This window comes from Streptomyces sp. V3I8 (genome assembly GCF_030817535.1).
Lineage (GTDB): Bacteria > Actinomycetota > Actinomycetes > Streptomycetales > Streptomycetaceae > Streptomyces.
This window is the reverse complement of sequence record NZ_JAUSZL010000002.1, coordinates 2,359,354-2,374,943: the sequence shown is the minus strand read 5'-3', so window position 1 is coordinate 2,374,943 and position 15,590 is coordinate 2,359,354. Positions and strand designations below refer to the sequence as shown.

9 protein-coding genes are annotated in these 15,590 nt (G+C 73.8%); 2 read left to right on the top strand and 7 right to left on the bottom strand.

Annotation, left to right across the window (positions count from 1 at the left end; translation table 11 throughout):
• Positions 1–183: 183 nt before the first annotated feature.
• Complete coding sequence (locus QFZ75_RS10400; protein ID WP_307535818.1) at positions 184–408, top strand: hypothetical protein; 225 nt, start codon at positions 184–186, stop codon at positions 406–408.
• A 210-nt stretch (positions 409–618) separates the two neighbouring features.
• Here the strand turns inward: QFZ75_RS10400 and QFZ75_RS10395 are convergent, their stop codons facing one another.
• Positions 619–1,335 carry a hypothetical protein gene (locus QFZ75_RS10395; RefSeq protein WP_307535816.1) on the bottom strand — a complete coding sequence of 239 codons (717 nt, stop codon included), beginning with the start codon at positions 1,333–1,335 and terminating at the stop codon, positions 619–621.
• A 1,007-nt stretch (positions 1,336–2,342) separates the two neighbouring features.
• On the opposite strand from QFZ75_RS10395, the gene QFZ75_RS10390 reads away from it, so the two are divergent.
• A complete protein-coding gene (locus QFZ75_RS10390) occupies positions 2,343–2,504 on the top strand; it encodes a hypothetical protein (RefSeq protein WP_307535814.1) in 162 nt (53 codons plus the stop codon).
• A gap of 694 nt (positions 2,505–3,198) precedes the next feature.
• Here the strand turns inward: QFZ75_RS10390 and QFZ75_RS10385 are convergent.
• The 6 genes from QFZ75_RS10385 to QFZ75_RS10360 form a co-directional block, all read right to left on the bottom strand.
• Complete coding sequence (locus QFZ75_RS10385) at positions 3,199–4,293, bottom strand: hypothetical protein (protein ID WP_307535812.1); 1,095 nt, start codon at positions 4,291–4,293, stop codon at positions 3,199–3,201.
• Complete coding sequence (locus QFZ75_RS10380) at positions 4,290–5,405, bottom strand: hypothetical protein (protein WP_307535810.1); 1,116 nt, start codon at positions 5,403–5,405, stop codon at positions 4,290–4,292. Before QFZ75_RS10380 ends, QFZ75_RS10385 begins: the two co-directional genes overlap by 4 nt.
• Positions 5,406–5,679: 274 nt before the next feature.
• A complete protein-coding gene (locus tag QFZ75_RS10375; protein ID WP_307535808.1) occupies positions 5,680–8,436 on the bottom strand; it encodes a hypothetical protein in 2,757 nt (918 codons plus the stop codon).
• Positions 8,433–12,416, bottom strand: a complete 3,984-nt coding sequence (locus QFZ75_RS10370; protein WP_307535806.1) for a tubulin-like doman-containing protein — start codon at positions 12,414–12,416, stop codon at positions 8,433–8,435. Before QFZ75_RS10370 ends, QFZ75_RS10375 begins: the two co-directional genes overlap by 4 nt.
• Positions 12,417–12,551: 135 nt before the next feature.
• Complete coding sequence (locus QFZ75_RS10365; RefSeq protein WP_307535804.1) at positions 12,552–14,972, bottom strand: vWA domain-containing protein; 2,421 nt, start codon at positions 14,970–14,972, stop codon at positions 12,552–12,554.
• A 115-nt stretch (positions 14,973–15,087) separates the two neighbouring features.
• Positions 15,088–15,558, bottom strand: a complete 471-nt coding sequence (locus tag QFZ75_RS10360; RefSeq protein ID WP_307535802.1) for a Pycsar system effector family protein — start codon at positions 15,556–15,558, stop codon at positions 15,088–15,090.
• Between the last annotated feature and the right edge of the window lie 32 nt (positions 15,559–15,590).

Genomic DNA, 15,590 nt, shown 5'->3' with positions numbered 1-15,590 from the left:
ACGAAAGAGTGCGGCACCAACTCCCGGACGGACAAGGCGATCGAAGCTGTTTCCCGTTTCCTTCTCCGACGGCGGGGCGCGGCAAGCTCGTGCGGGGCAGTCGACTTCCCCAAGGGCCGGTGCTCGTGTCTCCGGCGGACGGCTGGGCCGCCTTCGTTCCAATGAGCGCGAGTGGGCGCTTGGGTGCCTGAGCCGAGACGCGGTCCGTCCGACACCATGGATCCGCTGCGCCGAACAGGCGACACCGAGGAAGGCGACGGTGTCGCCGAGGTGTGCGGGCTGCTGAAGACGAGCACCTACGGAGCTGACTTCGTCACCGAACGCACCGCCGCCCACCCGGCCATGGGGACGTCCTGCATGAAGGGGAGCACCAGCTCCTCCCCGACCCGCACCAGGTCCGCGCGGTGACCGGCACGCGCCGCCCTTGTGATGCTGGTGCGGAGCGCCACTCCGGTGTGTGAACGCCGTCCGGCCAGGCTTTTTTCGGGGCGTGCCGGATCGAAGGAGCCGCCTTCCGGCTCTTCGTACGGGCGGGGTGGGCTGAAGATCCGGATGCCGGTCGAAGGTCCGCATCCCCGGTGCGGGGGGATGCGTGGCGCTCGGGAGAACACGGCCTCTTCACATGCCAGGCATGGTGTGGGGTGTGCTGCTCCTTTCGTACAGGGCGCGCACCACCGCCAGCCACGCCGCCTTGGGCAGTTCGGGGATCCGGTCGTGGCGTGCGTGGATCAGTAGCTCCTCAAGGATCAGACGGGCCGTGTCCTTCTCGTCCGACGCGAGGGTGCGCAGGTAGTGGGCGATCGCGGCCGCGTGGGCCTCGGCGCGTGGCTCGACGAGCCACTGGAAGAACCAGCAGACCATGCGGGCGACACGGTGCCCGTGCAGGTCCGCCAGCGACTCCTCCTCGGGAGCGGGAGCGATCTCGAACCCGATGTCCAGCAGCCGGCACAGCAGGTCGCCGGCCGCGTCGTCCGAGCGCGCGGCCCCGGGGAGCCGTTCCAGGACGATGTTCTGGGCTTCGTACGGCATACGGTTTTTCAGCAGGATCAACAGGTCCTCGTGGTGGGTGCGGTCCAGGCGCACCTCGACCGCGCGGCGGAGGTCGCTGGTGTAGCTCATCGGGTTCGCCACGCGGGTCAGGTTCTCGACCAGGGTCTGGATCTCCGCCGCCGAAGTACGCTCCCGGCGCTCCTTGCGGGACAGGGACCGTCTCTTGGGTGCCGTCGACCGTCCCGTGGAGTGCTGGTCGAGGAACGACGGCAGGGCGTCCGACTCCAGCGCGGGCAGACGCGCCGCCGTCAGCCGGTCCGCGGGTGCGCCGGTCGGTTGCTGCACGGGCGGCGGCGGTGGTTCCGGCGGGCCGGTGACCGGTTGGGGTGGTGGCACGTGCGCCGGTGGCGCGGTGGGCGGTGGTGGGCACGCGGCTCGTACCGCCTCGGGCATGTGGTGCGGGGGGCCCGACGTCGGTGCGAGGACGGTACGGGCTCGGAAGGGCCCCCGGCTGTGCGGGGGTTGGGGGCGATGACTCGGCGAATGACGCTCCGCCGGACGGTGCCGACTGTCCGACGGGCCGGAAGTGCCCGCCGTGCGTGTCGCCGTACTGCCCGTCGTCCCGCTGCCCGTCAGGGGCCGGCGGCTCCGCGGCCGGGGCCGGGGGCCGGTTCCATGAGGAGGTCAGGCTCTGCTGTCGATACGCCGAGCCCGCCGTGGGGATGACGCCGCTGGGTGCGCCCGGTTCCTCACCGGCGCCCACATCGTGGGCCGGGTCCGGCGCCTCGACCGGTATCGGTCCCGGTCCCTCGACGTGACCGGGCGCGTGCGGCGGCGCGTACGACGGGTTCGGCGCGTACGACGGGTTCGGCGGGTACTCGGCGTACGGCTGGGATGCCGGAACGTCACCGGTGGGAGCACGGCCGGCGGAGGCGTGACCGGTGGCGGGTCCGTCGCCCTGTGAACCGCCCTGTGAACCGCCGTGCGACGGGCCGGTCTCCGTCTGCGACCGTGCGTCGCCGCTCCGGATCCTGGCCGGCCCGGCGTCCGGAACAGCGGGCGGTCCGCCGTCCCGGCCCGTCTCCCTGTCCCGCCCCGTCCCGGGAGCAGCAGGACGGCCGGCGTCCCGGGACGGGGCCGGGTGGGCCGGCGGGAGGTGGGGGACGGAGGGTTCCGTCGGGGGTGACGCGGTGTACGGGGGTGTGAACTGACCGGCTTTCGACGGCCAGAGCCGGCTCACGATCAGATGGATCCGCTGGTGGTCCGGGGCTGCCATCGCCTCCCGCACCTGGTCCAGCGGACGACGGTATTCGCCCGAGGCGGGAGACCAGCGCAGGTAGTGGTTCACCAGGATGCCCGCGATCTGGGCCGCCTCGTCCCTGCCGGGGGTCAGCAGGTCGATCCGCTGCAACCGTTGGTCCTCCTCGGCCGAGCCGCGCCAGGAGGGGACGAACACGACCCGGTGCGGATGGTCGTCCACCGTGTCGAAGGTGGCGAACGTCCAGCTGTCCTGACCGCCCAGCCAGGAACCGAAGACCCGGTACAGGCCCCACAGCGCCAGGAACGCCGGATCGGGCAGCTCCCCGGCCGGGATCCCCCCGGGATCCGGGGCGGGCTGTGCGAGCGCGTCCGTGAACGCCCTGTCGAGTTCCCCGGCAGGAGCCGACACCCGCCCCCTGGGCGTGCGCAGGAACTGTGCCACCAGGCAGCGCAGCGGTTCCTCGACCAGTCCTACGTTCCCCTCCATCCGGGCTCTCATCCGGCCGGCCAGCTCACGCAGCCGCTCCCGGGGCATCGGGTCGATGCCACCGACGACCCGGTCGACCCAGCCGGCCTCGGCCCAGGGGACGGCCCCCAGGCTCAGGCAGTACAACGGGGGCAGCAGCTCGGGCGGTCCGATCAGGGCGTGGCAGACGGTGGTGTCACGGTTCTGGTCGTCGAAGCCGGGGGTGCGGCGCAGCAGCACCACCCGGTCGCCGTGGCGGTGCCGGACGATGCTGGGCCGCTGCTCGCTGCCGCGCACCACCCGGAGCACCGGGCCCAGTTCCACGGCGAGTCCGCGGGCCTCGGGCTCCGGGCAGGAGTGGGCGACCGCCGCGATACCGGCCCCGCGCGACCCGCGGTTGCCCGCCCACCGGAACACCACCTGGTCGATCCGGGGCGTCTGCCGGGGCTCACCGGTGGGGGAGTGGGACTCCATGGCCGCCGTCACATCCCCACCGTGGCCGGCCCGTCCCCGGCCTCGCTGCCGAGCAGACCGCACATGGCGAGCACCGAGACCAGCGGTTCCAGAACCCGTAGGGGCCGGATGCCGTGCGGGAAGGTTCCCTGGTGGTCGTGGCTGCCCGTGGCCGAGGCGAAGTGCAGGGTGCAGCGCAGCACACTGTCGAAGGGCCTGACCCAGGCCGGTCCGGAGTGGGCCCGGAGATACGCGTAGGCGTCACGGCTCTCCGCCTGGAGCCGGGTGGCGGACAGCCGGCCGGGCGGTGGCTCGCCGAGCCAGCGGTCCACCGGGGGTTCGAAGCGCAGCAGATCACTCTTGTTGATCACCATGGCCGCGGCCACGCCCAGGTAGGGGCTGCCGGTACGGGGCAGCCGGTCCAGCACCGTCTGGAACGCCGGATCGCCTCCCCGGGTGAAGCCCAGCTGGCCGCGCAGGGGGTCCAGGTGAGGCATGGGCAGGGCACGCAGCGGGTCGACCACGAAGATCAGCGCGTCGACGCCCACCATGAAGCGCAGCACACCGTCCGTGCGACGGAGGTCCTCACCGCTGAGGTCGAAGAAGGCCACGGGCCGGGTGGTCCCGTCCGGCCCGGTCAGCAGCAGGGCGTCGACGAACGCGGCGAACGACCGGGACGGGGTGTGCTCGAGCATCATCCCGGAACGCAGCACGTCGACCCGCTCGTCCATGAACGTCTTATGGTCCTGCGGATTGACGGACTGCCAGGTCATGCCGTAGCGGTCCAGCCCTCCGTCGGTGATCTCGGCGATCATCTGGGTCAGCAGATGCGTCTTGCCGGTCGCGGAGTCCCCGACCATGGCGACGGTCAGCGGACTTCCGTGGGTGAGGTAGGGCACGGGAATGTAGTGCGCCTGTACGTCATCGGCGTTGCTGCACCGCTGATAGGCGGAGCGGAGGGTGTCCGCGAGGCGCAGCGGGCTCGACTGCCGGTCGACGTGCAGCTGTTCGTACTTCTGCTTGTCGTTGCGGACGTACAGCTGCCGCTCGTCGTAGGAGGCGACCTCCAGGCAGTACGGGCAGAGGATCTCCTGGGCGGCGACGCCCGTCACGGGTACGGTCATCGGCGGCTGTCTCCTTCGGGTCGGCCCTGCTCGGGGCCCGTGGTGCCGGAGGCGCGTCCTCCGCTGATCCAGGTACGCAGCCTGCTGCGGTCGGGTCGGGGCCGGTATTCGTAGCCGGTGGACCCCGCGGGCGGTGCGTCGGGGTACGACGGCGTGCCGGACCCGGCGTCGAAGCCACGGCCGTCACCGGTCCGGCCCGCGTCAGGGAGCCGGGGCCCGTGGACAGGGGGACTCGGGGCAAGGGTGGCGTGCTTGCGCCGCCTGGTGTCGTCGAACTCGCGGCGGAACTGTTCCAGCGGATCCGGGAGCAGTACCCCGGCCACCTCGGCGGCGACCTCGGGCACCAGGCTGCGCAAGAGGGCGTCCGGAACCGGCCGGTCCTGCGCGCGGCGTGCGAAGAGCGGGCCCAGGGTGTCGGCGATCGACCGGTGCGCGGTCAGGTCGGGCGGTGGTCCGTCAGGGCTTCCGGGCCGGCCGGTGACGAGCTGGTGCATCACCTGGGCGACGCTCCACAGCGCGTCCCGGGGATCGGCCGCCCCGACGCCGGCCCGCTGCTCGGGCGAGGCGAACGGAGGGACCCCGTACGGGACACGGGGCCTGCCGGCCCGGACGACGGACCCCAGGTCCCACACCTGGACGCCGTGGGCGTCCCAGCGCACGGCGCCGGGCACGATGCCGCGGTGCACGAGACCGACCTCTTCCATCAGCCGCACCGCCAGCACCAGATCCCGCTCGACGACGCGCTGGTCGCCGAGCGAGACCCGCTCGGTCGGCCCGGACAGGGGACGGCCCCTGGGCACGGCGTAGAGGATGAACGGTGCCGGAGTGTTCATGTCGTGGCCGACCGGTGTGGGGAAGAGTCTGCCGAAGCGCGTGCCCGCGTAGGCGCGGTGCAGGGCGAGAGCGGCGGTGATCTCCGCCTCCAGGAGGGTGTACGCGGTCCGGTCGGCAGCGGCTTCCGCCGGCAGCCGCACCTGGAAGCCCTGCCAGCCGTCCTCGAAGCGGACGGGCCGGGCCATGGCCGGCGGCCGGACCAGCCGGGGACGGTCCGGTCCGAAACGGGCCCGGACCCGGTGTGTGTCGCCCTGCGGGGAGACGAAGCCGAATTCCACGGCGGCGTCCTGGCGTTCGGAGGCCGCGTGGGTTCCCTGCTCCGGCTCGGTCCCTTGCCACCCGGCTGCCCCGCGGCGTTCTGGCTCTCCGTCACCGGGGTCACCGCGTTCCTCGCGCGCCGGCGGTTGTCGGGGCGTCGCGGGCGGTCCCGCCGGTACGCCTACCCGGTCCTGGTGGTGCGGTACGGGCCGGTGGTCGTTCACCATGAGTTACCCACTGCCTTGGTTGTCCGGGCGTTCGGCGTGCGGTCCTTCGTGTGCGTTCGGGTACGGGTCACCGCTGTGCCCTTTCCTGGCCCGGGTCCGGGGCGGTCCCGTGGTCCCGGCCGGGGTACGTCGTGTCGTCGGCCCAGGTGCGGACGCGCACACTCTCCACCACCCCCGTGCGCAGCGGGATGAGCCGCAGCATGCCCGCGAAGCGCCCGGAGGCCGTCCACACCATGGGACCCGGCGCGACGTCATGGGTGCGGCCGCCCCGCGGGGTCTCGACAACGGACCGGACGGCCTGCGGCGCGAAGGTGATGGACCGGGCCTCCGCCGGGTCCCGGCTGAGCAGCGAGAGCTGGGCCGGGGGACAGAGCAACAGGGGCCGGCCCCGGCTCCCGGTGTTCAGCGCCTCGTTGACCCGCTGCGCCCCGATGCCCAGCAGCGCCAGCGGGTCACCGCGCAACCGGTCCCGCCGCGCGAACGACGGGGTGGGCACCACCCCGTTGTCCCGCAGGTGCAGACGGGCGGCGGCGATGGCCTGGCTCACGGCGCCTTCCAGCGTGGTGGGGGCCCCGGCCGCCCCGGCGGAGCCGTCACCCGCCCGCCCGGCCGTGCCGGTGTAACGGCGCAGCGCGTCCACGGTGGCGTCGGCCAGGTCGGCGACGAGGGTGGGGACCAGGTCCGGTCCGCCGTCGCCCGCGCCCCTCTCCAGCCACGGCGGGTCGGCCCGCTGGTCGAGGACCCGCGGCACGCGGCCGGGACCGGTGGAGGTACCCGGCCCCGTGGCGCCGGGACGCGAGGCTCCGGCACGATCGGCCGGCGGTGTGCCCTCGGGGCGTGGTGGTGCCGACGGGCCGGGGAAGTTCCCGGTTGCCGCCCACTCGTCGGCCGACGCTTCGTCGGGCCAGTCCGCGTCCTCCCACCGCGTGTCCGTCCCAGGGGCACCGTCCCACCGGCCGCGGTCCCGCGCACCGCTCTCCCAGGAAGGGGCCGTCCACGACGAGTCGCCCCCGGGGGTGTCGTCCCAGCCGGGATCCACCCAGCCGTCCTGCCCGGTCCGGGCACCATCGTGTCCGTACGGCACACCGGAGGCGGGGTGGCCCGCCTCCGCCTCGACCGCCGCCCCCCGCAGTACGGCCGCCAGGGTCCGGGCGCCGTCGGCGCAACGGGTTCGTTCGTCCGCCGCCCACCACTGCCGGCGCAGTGCGTCGGCCAGCACGGCGTCGATGCCCGTCAGGCGCGTACCGAGTTCTGTGGAGCCGGTGGCGTCCCACCAGTCGGCCACGCCTCGTCGCCACCACGTGGCGACGCACAGGCCGGAGCCGACGACACCGAGCAGCACCCCCGCGAGCCCCACCTCCCGGGGCACCGCGACCAGTCGGCCCAGTCCCACCGCCGCGGCCGTCCCCAGCAGCAGGGCGGTGGCCCGGGCCGTGTCCGCCCGGTGGGCCCGGCCACCGGCCGCACGGCCAGGACGGGCGGCTGTCGCGAGTGCGCCGCCGAGGTGGAACACGGCCGCCGTCACCAGCACGAGCAGGGTCCCGGGCCAGGGCCACAGCGCGGACAGGAAGCCCAGGGCCGCGGTGGGCGCCAGGACGTCGGTACGGGCCCGGGCGAAGTACAGGGGCGGCCCGGCGGACACCCTCCGCAGCGACTCCTCGGGACAGGCGCGCTCAAGGTCCCGCAGCCGGGCAGCGGCGGGCAGCGGGGCGACCCGCTCCGCCAGCGCGGACAGCCGGGCCGCGACGGCACGCAAGGGCAGGCCCGAGGTGAGCAGTTGCGCCGTGCAGCGTTGCAGCCCCTCGTCCGTGGAGCCGACGCGGGACCGGCCGTCCGGTGCCGGGAGTTCGATGCCCGCGTCGGCGAGGCGCGCGAAGGCATCGGTGGGCGGGATGCCGGGCGAGCCGCTGTCGCGCAGCACACCGGCCACACCTTCCCGGTGACGGCGCAGGGTGTCCACCGCACGGTCGATGGTCCGGGGGACCTGGTCGGCGGTCCGGCGCCCTGTCAGAAGAGCCGATGCCGAACCGAGTTCGGTGCGTGCCGCGGCGAGGTCGTCCAGCGCACGGACACAGGTCCGGCGGGCGGTCTCACCGGGGCCGCCGGGGCGCAGCAGGTTCGCCGTGAACTGTTCAGGACCCGGCCCGAGCAGTTCGGCGAGTTCCGAGGGCAGATCCCGCGCGGCCGGTGGGGCGGCCACCGGTGCCTCGCCGCCGGCGAAGCGGGTCAGCGCGGTGCTCCACGCGTTGTCCCGTACGGCGGCGGACAGATCGTGCTCCAGGACCCGCAGGGAGAGGACGGCGACCGAGACGGGGGCGTCGCGCAGCTCGGACAGCACCTCGTCGAAGACCTCGGGGACGAGCAGCAGGTCGGTCAGCGCGGCCAGCGCCGCCTCCGTCTCCCCGGCCGGATCGTCGGTCCGGGCATCGTGTCCCGCGCGGGGATCCGCGGCCCAGAGCACTCCGGTGCCGGAGGACTGCAGGACCGACGCCAGCCGCAGTCGCCGGCCGGCGCCGTCCGCCGGCGATCCGCTGTCCGCGGGCGAGGCGGTCCGGCTGCTCGGGTGGGGCAGGCACCCCACCACCAGGCAGAGCAATCCGACCGCGCCGAGTGTGGGAGTGGCTGTCACCAACTCGTACGCCTCGGCGTGGGCCGTCAGCCCGTCCGGCTCGTCGACCACCAGGAAGCGCAGGTTCCCGACGTCGGCGCGGCCGCTGTCGGGCTGACGCTCGCAGATCCGTCGGCGCAGCTCGGCGCTGTCCACCGGTACGTCCCGGCCGCCGCGGAAGTCGAGCACGACCACCGGAGCTCCTGTCACGCTCACGTGCGGTTCTCCCAGTTCTCTCGTCCGTCACCGCTGTCGCCGCCGTCGCTGTTCGGCGCGGTCTCCTCGTCGGGCCAGTCGGCCTCGCCGTCCGTACCCGCGATGCCCCAGGGCGTCGGGGAGCCGGCGCCCGGCCAGCCCGGAGCGGGCTCCGTCTCAAGGGGATAGGCCGGGTAATCGGGTGCCCGGGCGGTGACCTGTCCCGGCGCGGGGCGTCCGGCGGGGGCGGCGGCCGGGGTCGGCCGGACGGCCGACCGGCCTGCGGGAGGGGCGGCCGGAGTGACGTCGCCCGGATCCGGGCGCCACGGGTCGGGCTCGCCGTCGAACCCGGTGGCCTCCGCCTCGCCGCGGTGGTGGCCCGCGACGGGCGCCGCCCGGGGCTCCGGGCCCGGCCCTGCGTCCGGCCACGGGCTGGTCCGCCGGCCGTTCGGCGGGGCGGACGGCCACGGCGCATCGACGTCACCGCCACCCGGGTACGGGGCAGGGCCGGGATACGCGGCTCGGCCGCTCCCGGCGACCGAAGGGAAGGCATCGGAGTAGCCGGCCGGGCCGGGCGAGGAGGTGGGGCGGGTCTGCGGCACGTCGCCCGGCCGGCCGTCGGACCGGGGCCTTCCGTGCTGCGTGAGGGCCTCCGGGCCGTCGGCGTGGTGGGGAACGGGGCGCGGCGCACCCCCTTGGTGTGCGGGCCCGGCCGACCGGTCCCACCTGCCGCCTGCCGGTCCCGGCAGCGGCGGCCGTCCCGCGGTGTGCTCCGCCCGCTCCCGCTGTTCCCAGGACTGGTGGTGGTCCCACTCGTCCCGGCCGCCGTACCCTCCGCCGCCGTACGACGGGCCGGCGCCGGGGCCACGGCCCTCGCGCACCCATTCCTCCAGCTCGCGCAGGGTGGGATGGGCCGCGTGCTCACCCTCGGGGAACGGCAGGTCGAGTGCCCCGGGCAGGGTCTCGGCCCAGAACTCGCGCAGTCTGCGGGCCCAGTCGGCGACCCGGGCGCCGTAACGGCGCTCCCTGTCCTCCAGCAGGGCCAGCTGACGGGGCGCCACCTCGTGGACGAGCTTGAGATAGAGCTCCGAGGGCTCGCTCCCGGAGGTCCCCAGGCCGTGGGGCAGCGTGTTCATCACCACCTGGCAGTAGCTCTGCACGACGTTCTCCTCCGCCAGCAGCGCCCAGCGTTCGTACGCCCGCAGCAGCCCCTCCCAACTGGAGACCTCGTCCTGGTACTCGTCGAGACGCAACTGGATGCCGGGCGCGTCCGGGCTCCGGTCGTCGTGCAGCCGGATCCGCAGCCGCAGGGGGGACGCGGGGTCGCCCTGGTAGTCGATCTGGCCGTTCCACAGCGCGCACAGCAGCCGGTTCAGGATGTGGGTGCGGTCGTCGGCGGTGCTGGCCAGCCAGTCGTCGCGGTAACCGAGCCGCTGCCGCCAGCGCAGGACGTCCTCGTCCCGGCGGCTCTCCTGGGCCCTGGCCCACTGGCGCAGCACCTTGCGGGCTTCGGGCACCTCGGTGAGGCTCATCTCGCTGCGGAACAGCACCACCGTGATCGAGTCCGTGTCCACGGCCCGGAACTCGATGGTGCGGCGGCTGTCCGCGGGCAGCCGAAGCTCCTTCTCCAGGTAGTTGTCGACGGCCACGCGTCGCGCGCCCGGGTAGGTGATCAGTACCTTCAGCCGGCCGTTGCCCTCCGGGGTGAAGGCGGCCGGCAGCAGACCGGCGAGCTTGTAGCGGAACTGTTCGAGTGCCCGGTTGCTGACCTGGTCGGCGGCCTCGCCGTCACCCGCCGCGGCCGACAACAGGGTGCTCATCCTCGGCAGCAGGGCACGGGTCCGCTGCCCGTCCGGGCGCTCGGCGAAGAGACGCTGGACGCGGTGCTTGAGAGCGGACTTGACCTCGGCGACCGCTGCGTCCGGCGTGTGCCGCCCCGCCACCAGAGCGGCCCGCCGCAGATCGGGGTCGACCAGCTTGAGCAGGAGAGCGGCCTCGTCGCCGTTGGGCCCGAGCTGATCGCTCTCGACCAGACGTTCCATCAGTGTCTGGTAGAAGCGGCCCAGATTGCCCTGCGGCGGCAGCAGGTAGGAGACGCCGGTGCGGTCGTCGTACAACTCCTTGACCTGGGCGGCGTGGAGGCGCGGCTGGTCGTCCACGTGCTTGCGGAACGCCTCACCGATGACGTGCACGTCGTTCTGCAGCAAGCCGGCGGCCGGTCGCCACCGCGCCTCCTGCTCGCTCCACGCGCGGTGCCAGACGGTGCGCGCCCGCCACTTGTACCAGCGGTCCTGCTCGGCGATGACCGCGGTCACCTCGTCGTCGGCCCAGCGCGGACGCGGTCCCACCGCGCGGCCTCTGATCCGCGGCACCGGCGGCGGCTGTACGTCCACCCCCGGGGGGCGGGCGGGGTCCTGCCGACGGTTGTCGAGCATGCCGAGGAAACCGAGCCGTGCCACAGGGTCGCTCTCGCCGCGTACCCCGGTGACCACCCGGCCGAGGGTGAAGAGGTCGGTCCCGTGCAGCAGTTGTTCGGCCGCGGGGCGCGGCGCGAAGCCCTCGACCAGCAGGGGCATGCGGTGGGCCACCTGCCGTTCGAGGTCCGCCAACAGCCGCCGCATCTGCTCGACGCGGTCGCGCAGGGCGCTTTCGATGTCACGGCTGCCGCGCGGCAGCGGGTCGGGATCGACCACCTCCAGCGGGTCGCGCCGCCACAGCTCGCCCAGTCCGGCCGCGGTGAACATCTCGCGTACCAGCGGGGCCGTGTCGTGCGGCCCCGGTGCGGAGGTGTCGGTCAGCCGCTCGACGGCCTGGGCCAGCATCCTGGCGGCGACCAGCTCCGCCAGTTCGTCCAACGGAGCCGTCATCGACGCGACCAGGCTGGTGGAGATGCCCTGCCGGCCGATGCCGGTGGCCGAGCGGGTACGGCGGCTGATGTCGCCGTTGACGAAGTTGCTGGCGAAGGTCTGGTAGTCGTCGTCGCGTCCGCCGCCCCCGGCTGCCCCGAGCTCCAGATCGGTGCCGACCAGGGACAGGACGAGGGAGACGATGGACCTGCGCAGGTCGTCGGGGCGGATGCCCGCTGTCGGGCTGAACAGGAAGGCCGTGGGTACGGTGCCGGGCCGCAGCGACACCGGGTGGATCTGCGGGTAGCGGATGCGCAGGGAACCCTGCACGTCGATGTCGCCCAGTTCCGTGCCGGCGTCGGGCGCGTTCTGCTCGTCCACCAGCCGGGCGAGGTCCACCACGGCGCGTGCGGCGTTCAGGTCGGCCTCCCGGCCACCGCCCTTGGCCTCGGGGAAGGCCGAGGGCATGACCACGAGGGGGTAGATCCGCGCGCCCTTGAACCGCTTGTCCTTGAACGCCTGCCCGATCAGGTGCAGATAGTCGAGGAAGATGCCCGCTCCGGTGCCGCCGGCGACCGAGAACGCCACGAAGACGTCGCAGCCGTTGATGGTGCCGCCGCCCACCTCCTGCAGTTCCCCGCCGGAGCCTGCGATCGAGTCGATGGCGCGGTGGAGCGGCGTCGTGACCGGGGCCGTGCCGTCGGCCAGGGTGGCGAACAGCGCGGCGCGGCCCACCGTGGGCAGCTGGCCCGCGCCGTTGCGCAAGGGGTTGATCTTGGGCTCGCCGGTGTGCGGCGGCAGCCAGTCGGCCACCTCCTCGCGCAGCACGGCGCGCAGCATCTGCGTCACTTCGGGGGAGCTGTCGAAGTCGGCCGGCAGCAGGTCGTGGGTGGCGCGCGAGGTGCGGCTGTACGCCTGGCGCCGTGCGGTGTCGGCGCTCAGGTGCGGCAGCCGGGCCAGTTCCGCTTCGCTGTAGTCGGCGTACACGAACTGCAGACAGCCCGGCAGTTCGTACGGCAGGCGTCCGCCGTTGCCGGTGAGTGCGGTGCCGTCCGGCCCGCAGAGTTCGGCGCGCAGCCGGCGTTCCAGTTCGGCGCCGACCAGGCCGCCGGTACCGCCGAGGCCGACGAACAGCATCGGCTGGAAGATCTTCATTGCTTGATTCCCCCCTGCCGGGTGCTCGCGCACTCCGGACGTTCGGTAAATCCCCGGGTCCGCGTGGCGGACCCGGCGTGGGCTGTGGGGTGAGTGCCGGGGCCGGACGGGCGTGGCGCTGGTCCGGCCCCGGGATCAGAGCGCGTCGCTGAGGTCGTCGTCGTACGAGGACCTCGGGAACGCGCCGTGCGGCGCGGACTCCGGATCGTCGCGGCGGCCGGTTCCGGTGGACCCGGCCGAGGGCCTGCGACCCGGCAGCAGATCGGCGAGCCACCGCGGGACGGTGGGCCTACGGGCGGTACGGCGTGTCCCGGTCGTGGTGCCGCGCTCGACGCGCAGCCGTACCTCGCCGCCCAGCGGGATGTCCTGGCCGAGCGGGAGCGCCCGTTCGGCCCCGCCCGGGGTACGCAGCCGGACACCGGCCCGTGGATCGCGCTGAAGGGCGTACTCGCCGCCGGGGCGCGGGTCCAGCCGGGGGTCCGGACCGTGCTCGTCCAGGACGTCGAACCGGTACCAGGAGCCGCGGCCGTAGGGCACCACGATCTCGCTCGCCGTCCGCTCGCCCGAGCCGCCGGGCACCGTCAACCGGAGCCGGAGACCGCCCGGATCCATGTCGGTCGCACGCTGCCGCCGGCTCCACACCACATAGCCGATCAGGCCGAGAACCGCGATCGCGGCGGGCACCAGTGCCCACCACCAGGCCGCCCAGAGCCGCTGCCACCAGGGGGGCACCGGCGTGATACGGACGGCGACCAGTTTCGCGTCGAGCGGGCGGCCACGCTCGTCCTGGTCCGTGACCTCCAGCCGGGCGTCGAGCCGGTGCGGGCGCTGTCCGGCGCCGATCGTGAGCCGCCCCCCGCGGTTCAGGGACTCGCCGGGCGCCAGGGTGACCTCCGCCGGGGAAACCGTGACCGCGCCCGGTTCGGTGTCCCGCGGGGACAGGCGCAGGGTGCGGGGCTCACCGGAGTCGTTGGACGCCATCAGGACGAAGGGGATGCTGTGCCCGGGGTGCACCTCCGCGTCGTCGACGCGGAGTTCGGCCCGGACGTCCGGACCGACGGGGGCGGTGCGGGTGAGGAAGGGGCGGTGGTCCGCGGTGAGTCCGATCGCCCCGAGCACGCCGACGGCCTTGAGCGAGCCGTCGGCCCCTTTCGGGATCCGTGCGGTACCGGTGAACCGGCCGTCGCCCGCCTTGCTGTCGCCGTTGTCGCCCCGGTCCGCGAGGCCGAGTTCCCGGGGCCGGAAGCCGTCGCCGGTCAGCCTGCCGGAGACCCGCAGCCTGCGCAGGTCCCTGGGGTCGCTGACACCTTCGTCGTCACGGGTCTGCAGACCCAGCTCGATCCGGACCTTCTCACCGGGCCGGGGCGAGGCGGGTGTCATGACGATCGAGGAGCGGACGGTGCCGCGCCACTGCACCGACACGCTGGCGAGCCGGTCCCGGTGTCCTTCCGGGGCGTCCAGACGGACCTGCCACGTGCCCGGCCGCGGGTCGGTGATCCGCAGGGACTCCACGTCGCCGCCCGCCCCGGAGAGTACGAAGGTGGAGCCGTCGCCACGGGTGCCGTGCTCGACCTTCTTGCCGCGTGGGTCGTAGTAGGTGGCCTTCACCTCGGGGTCGCCCTTGGAGACGACGATGGAGGCGAGCGTGGCCAGTGGGGACAGCCGCAGTGAGATGTCGGCGGGCGGGGTGTCCTCCACGGGCGGGTCGGTGACCAGGCAGCGGGCACCGGCGAAAGCACGCTGCAGCGCGTTGCCCAGCGTCCTGGAGTCGGGCACGACCGCGGCGCGCGGATGGGCCGCGGGAAGATCGGCGCATCCCCCCTGATAACCCCCGGCCGCCATGGTGTCCAGGGCCCGCTCGTCGATGCCCTGGCCGAAGCCGAGCGGCCAGATCTGTACCTTGGCGCGAGCCGCCTCGACCAGGGCCTTCTTCAGTTCGCGTTCACCGTTCTCCCGGCGGCTCTCCTTGTCCGTGCCGTAGGCCGGGCTGTCGGCCACGTCGAGTTTGCCGTCGGTGAGCAGGAAGAGAATGCGCGGCCGGCCGGTGCCGTGCTCGCCGAGCCGGGTGACCGCCTGCCTGATGACGGCGGGGAAGTCGGTTCCGGTGCCCGCGTCCTTCTCGCGCCGGGTGAGGCCGGCGATGCACTCGCCCGTCTTCTCCCGGGCCACCGCGTCGAGTTCGGTGGTCGGACACACTTCGTCCACCGGACTCTGCTCGTCGTTGTCCGCGCTCGCGAAACCGAGGACGGTGATCCGCGAGGCTGCGGATATCTCACCGACCGCGATCCGGCCGGCCGCGTCCCGTTCCCTTTCGACGTCGGACGGCCGCAGGCTGCCGGACTCGTCGACCGCGATGGCCAGCTCCACCTGGTCCGACGCGGTCCGCGCGGCGACGGACCCGGCCGGGCCGGCGAGGGCGGGTGGTGCGGGCTGGGCCAGCAGGAGGACGGCGAGGAGCGCCGCGGCTCGACGGGCGGTGCGCGCCGTGTGCCCGCCTCCCCTGCGTGGCCCGGGAACCGGCCCCTCGCGAACCGGTGCGGTGATGTGTGTGTCCACGTCCTCCCCCTTCTCCGTGACTTCCTTTTTGCGTAAATGTCGGGTGTACGAGCCGCAGAGGGGCCCGTTCGTCGGTCCCGTCGGTCCCGTCGGTCTCTCGGGCGGTGCGGCCGGATCAGCCGAGCAGCAGCCCGGCCGTGGTCAGCAGCGCGCCCGGAAGCAGCCAGCCGACCCCCCACCGGATGCACCGGTACTTGTCGGCGAGGATCTGGCTGGCGTCGACGATCTGGGTCAGCAGCCAGGCCGTGACGTCCTCGCACGCTCTGGTCACCGCGTCCGCGACTCCTTGTGCCCCCGACGCCCCGTGGACCGCGACGACATCCGCGAAGAAGGTGATGCCGGGCCCCACCCGCTCAGTTCCGCTGCGCGGCAGCATCGCCCGAACGAGTGAAACGGAACCGAGTACCCACATCAGGGCGCCCGCTCCCACCAGCGCCAGGCACGGGGGCGAAAGGCGTGCCGGCAGCCGTTGCCCGAAGCCGGTCACCAGGGCCGGCACCCCCAGCGCGACGGACAGCAGCACCGATGCCTTGACGTCCGCCCGTCCCATGTCCTCACGGACGACGGCGAGCAGACGCTCGGTCACATACCGCGCCTCCGCACCGATGGGGACCGACG

Bases quoted from the DNA above. Each gene is read 5' to 3' on its own strand.
- QFZ75_RS10370 (WP_307535806.1), bottom strand. From the start codon at position 12,416: ATGAAGATCTTCCAGCCGATGCTGTTCGTCGGCCTCGGCGGTACCGGC.
- QFZ75_RS10390 (WP_307535814.1), top strand. From the start codon at position 2,343: ATGCCCGCGATCTGGGCCGCCTCGTCCCTGCCGGGGGTCAGCAGGTCG.
- QFZ75_RS10385 (WP_307535812.1), bottom strand. From the start codon at position 4,293: ATGACCGTACCCGTGACGGGCGTCGCCGCCCAGGAGATCCTCTGCCCG.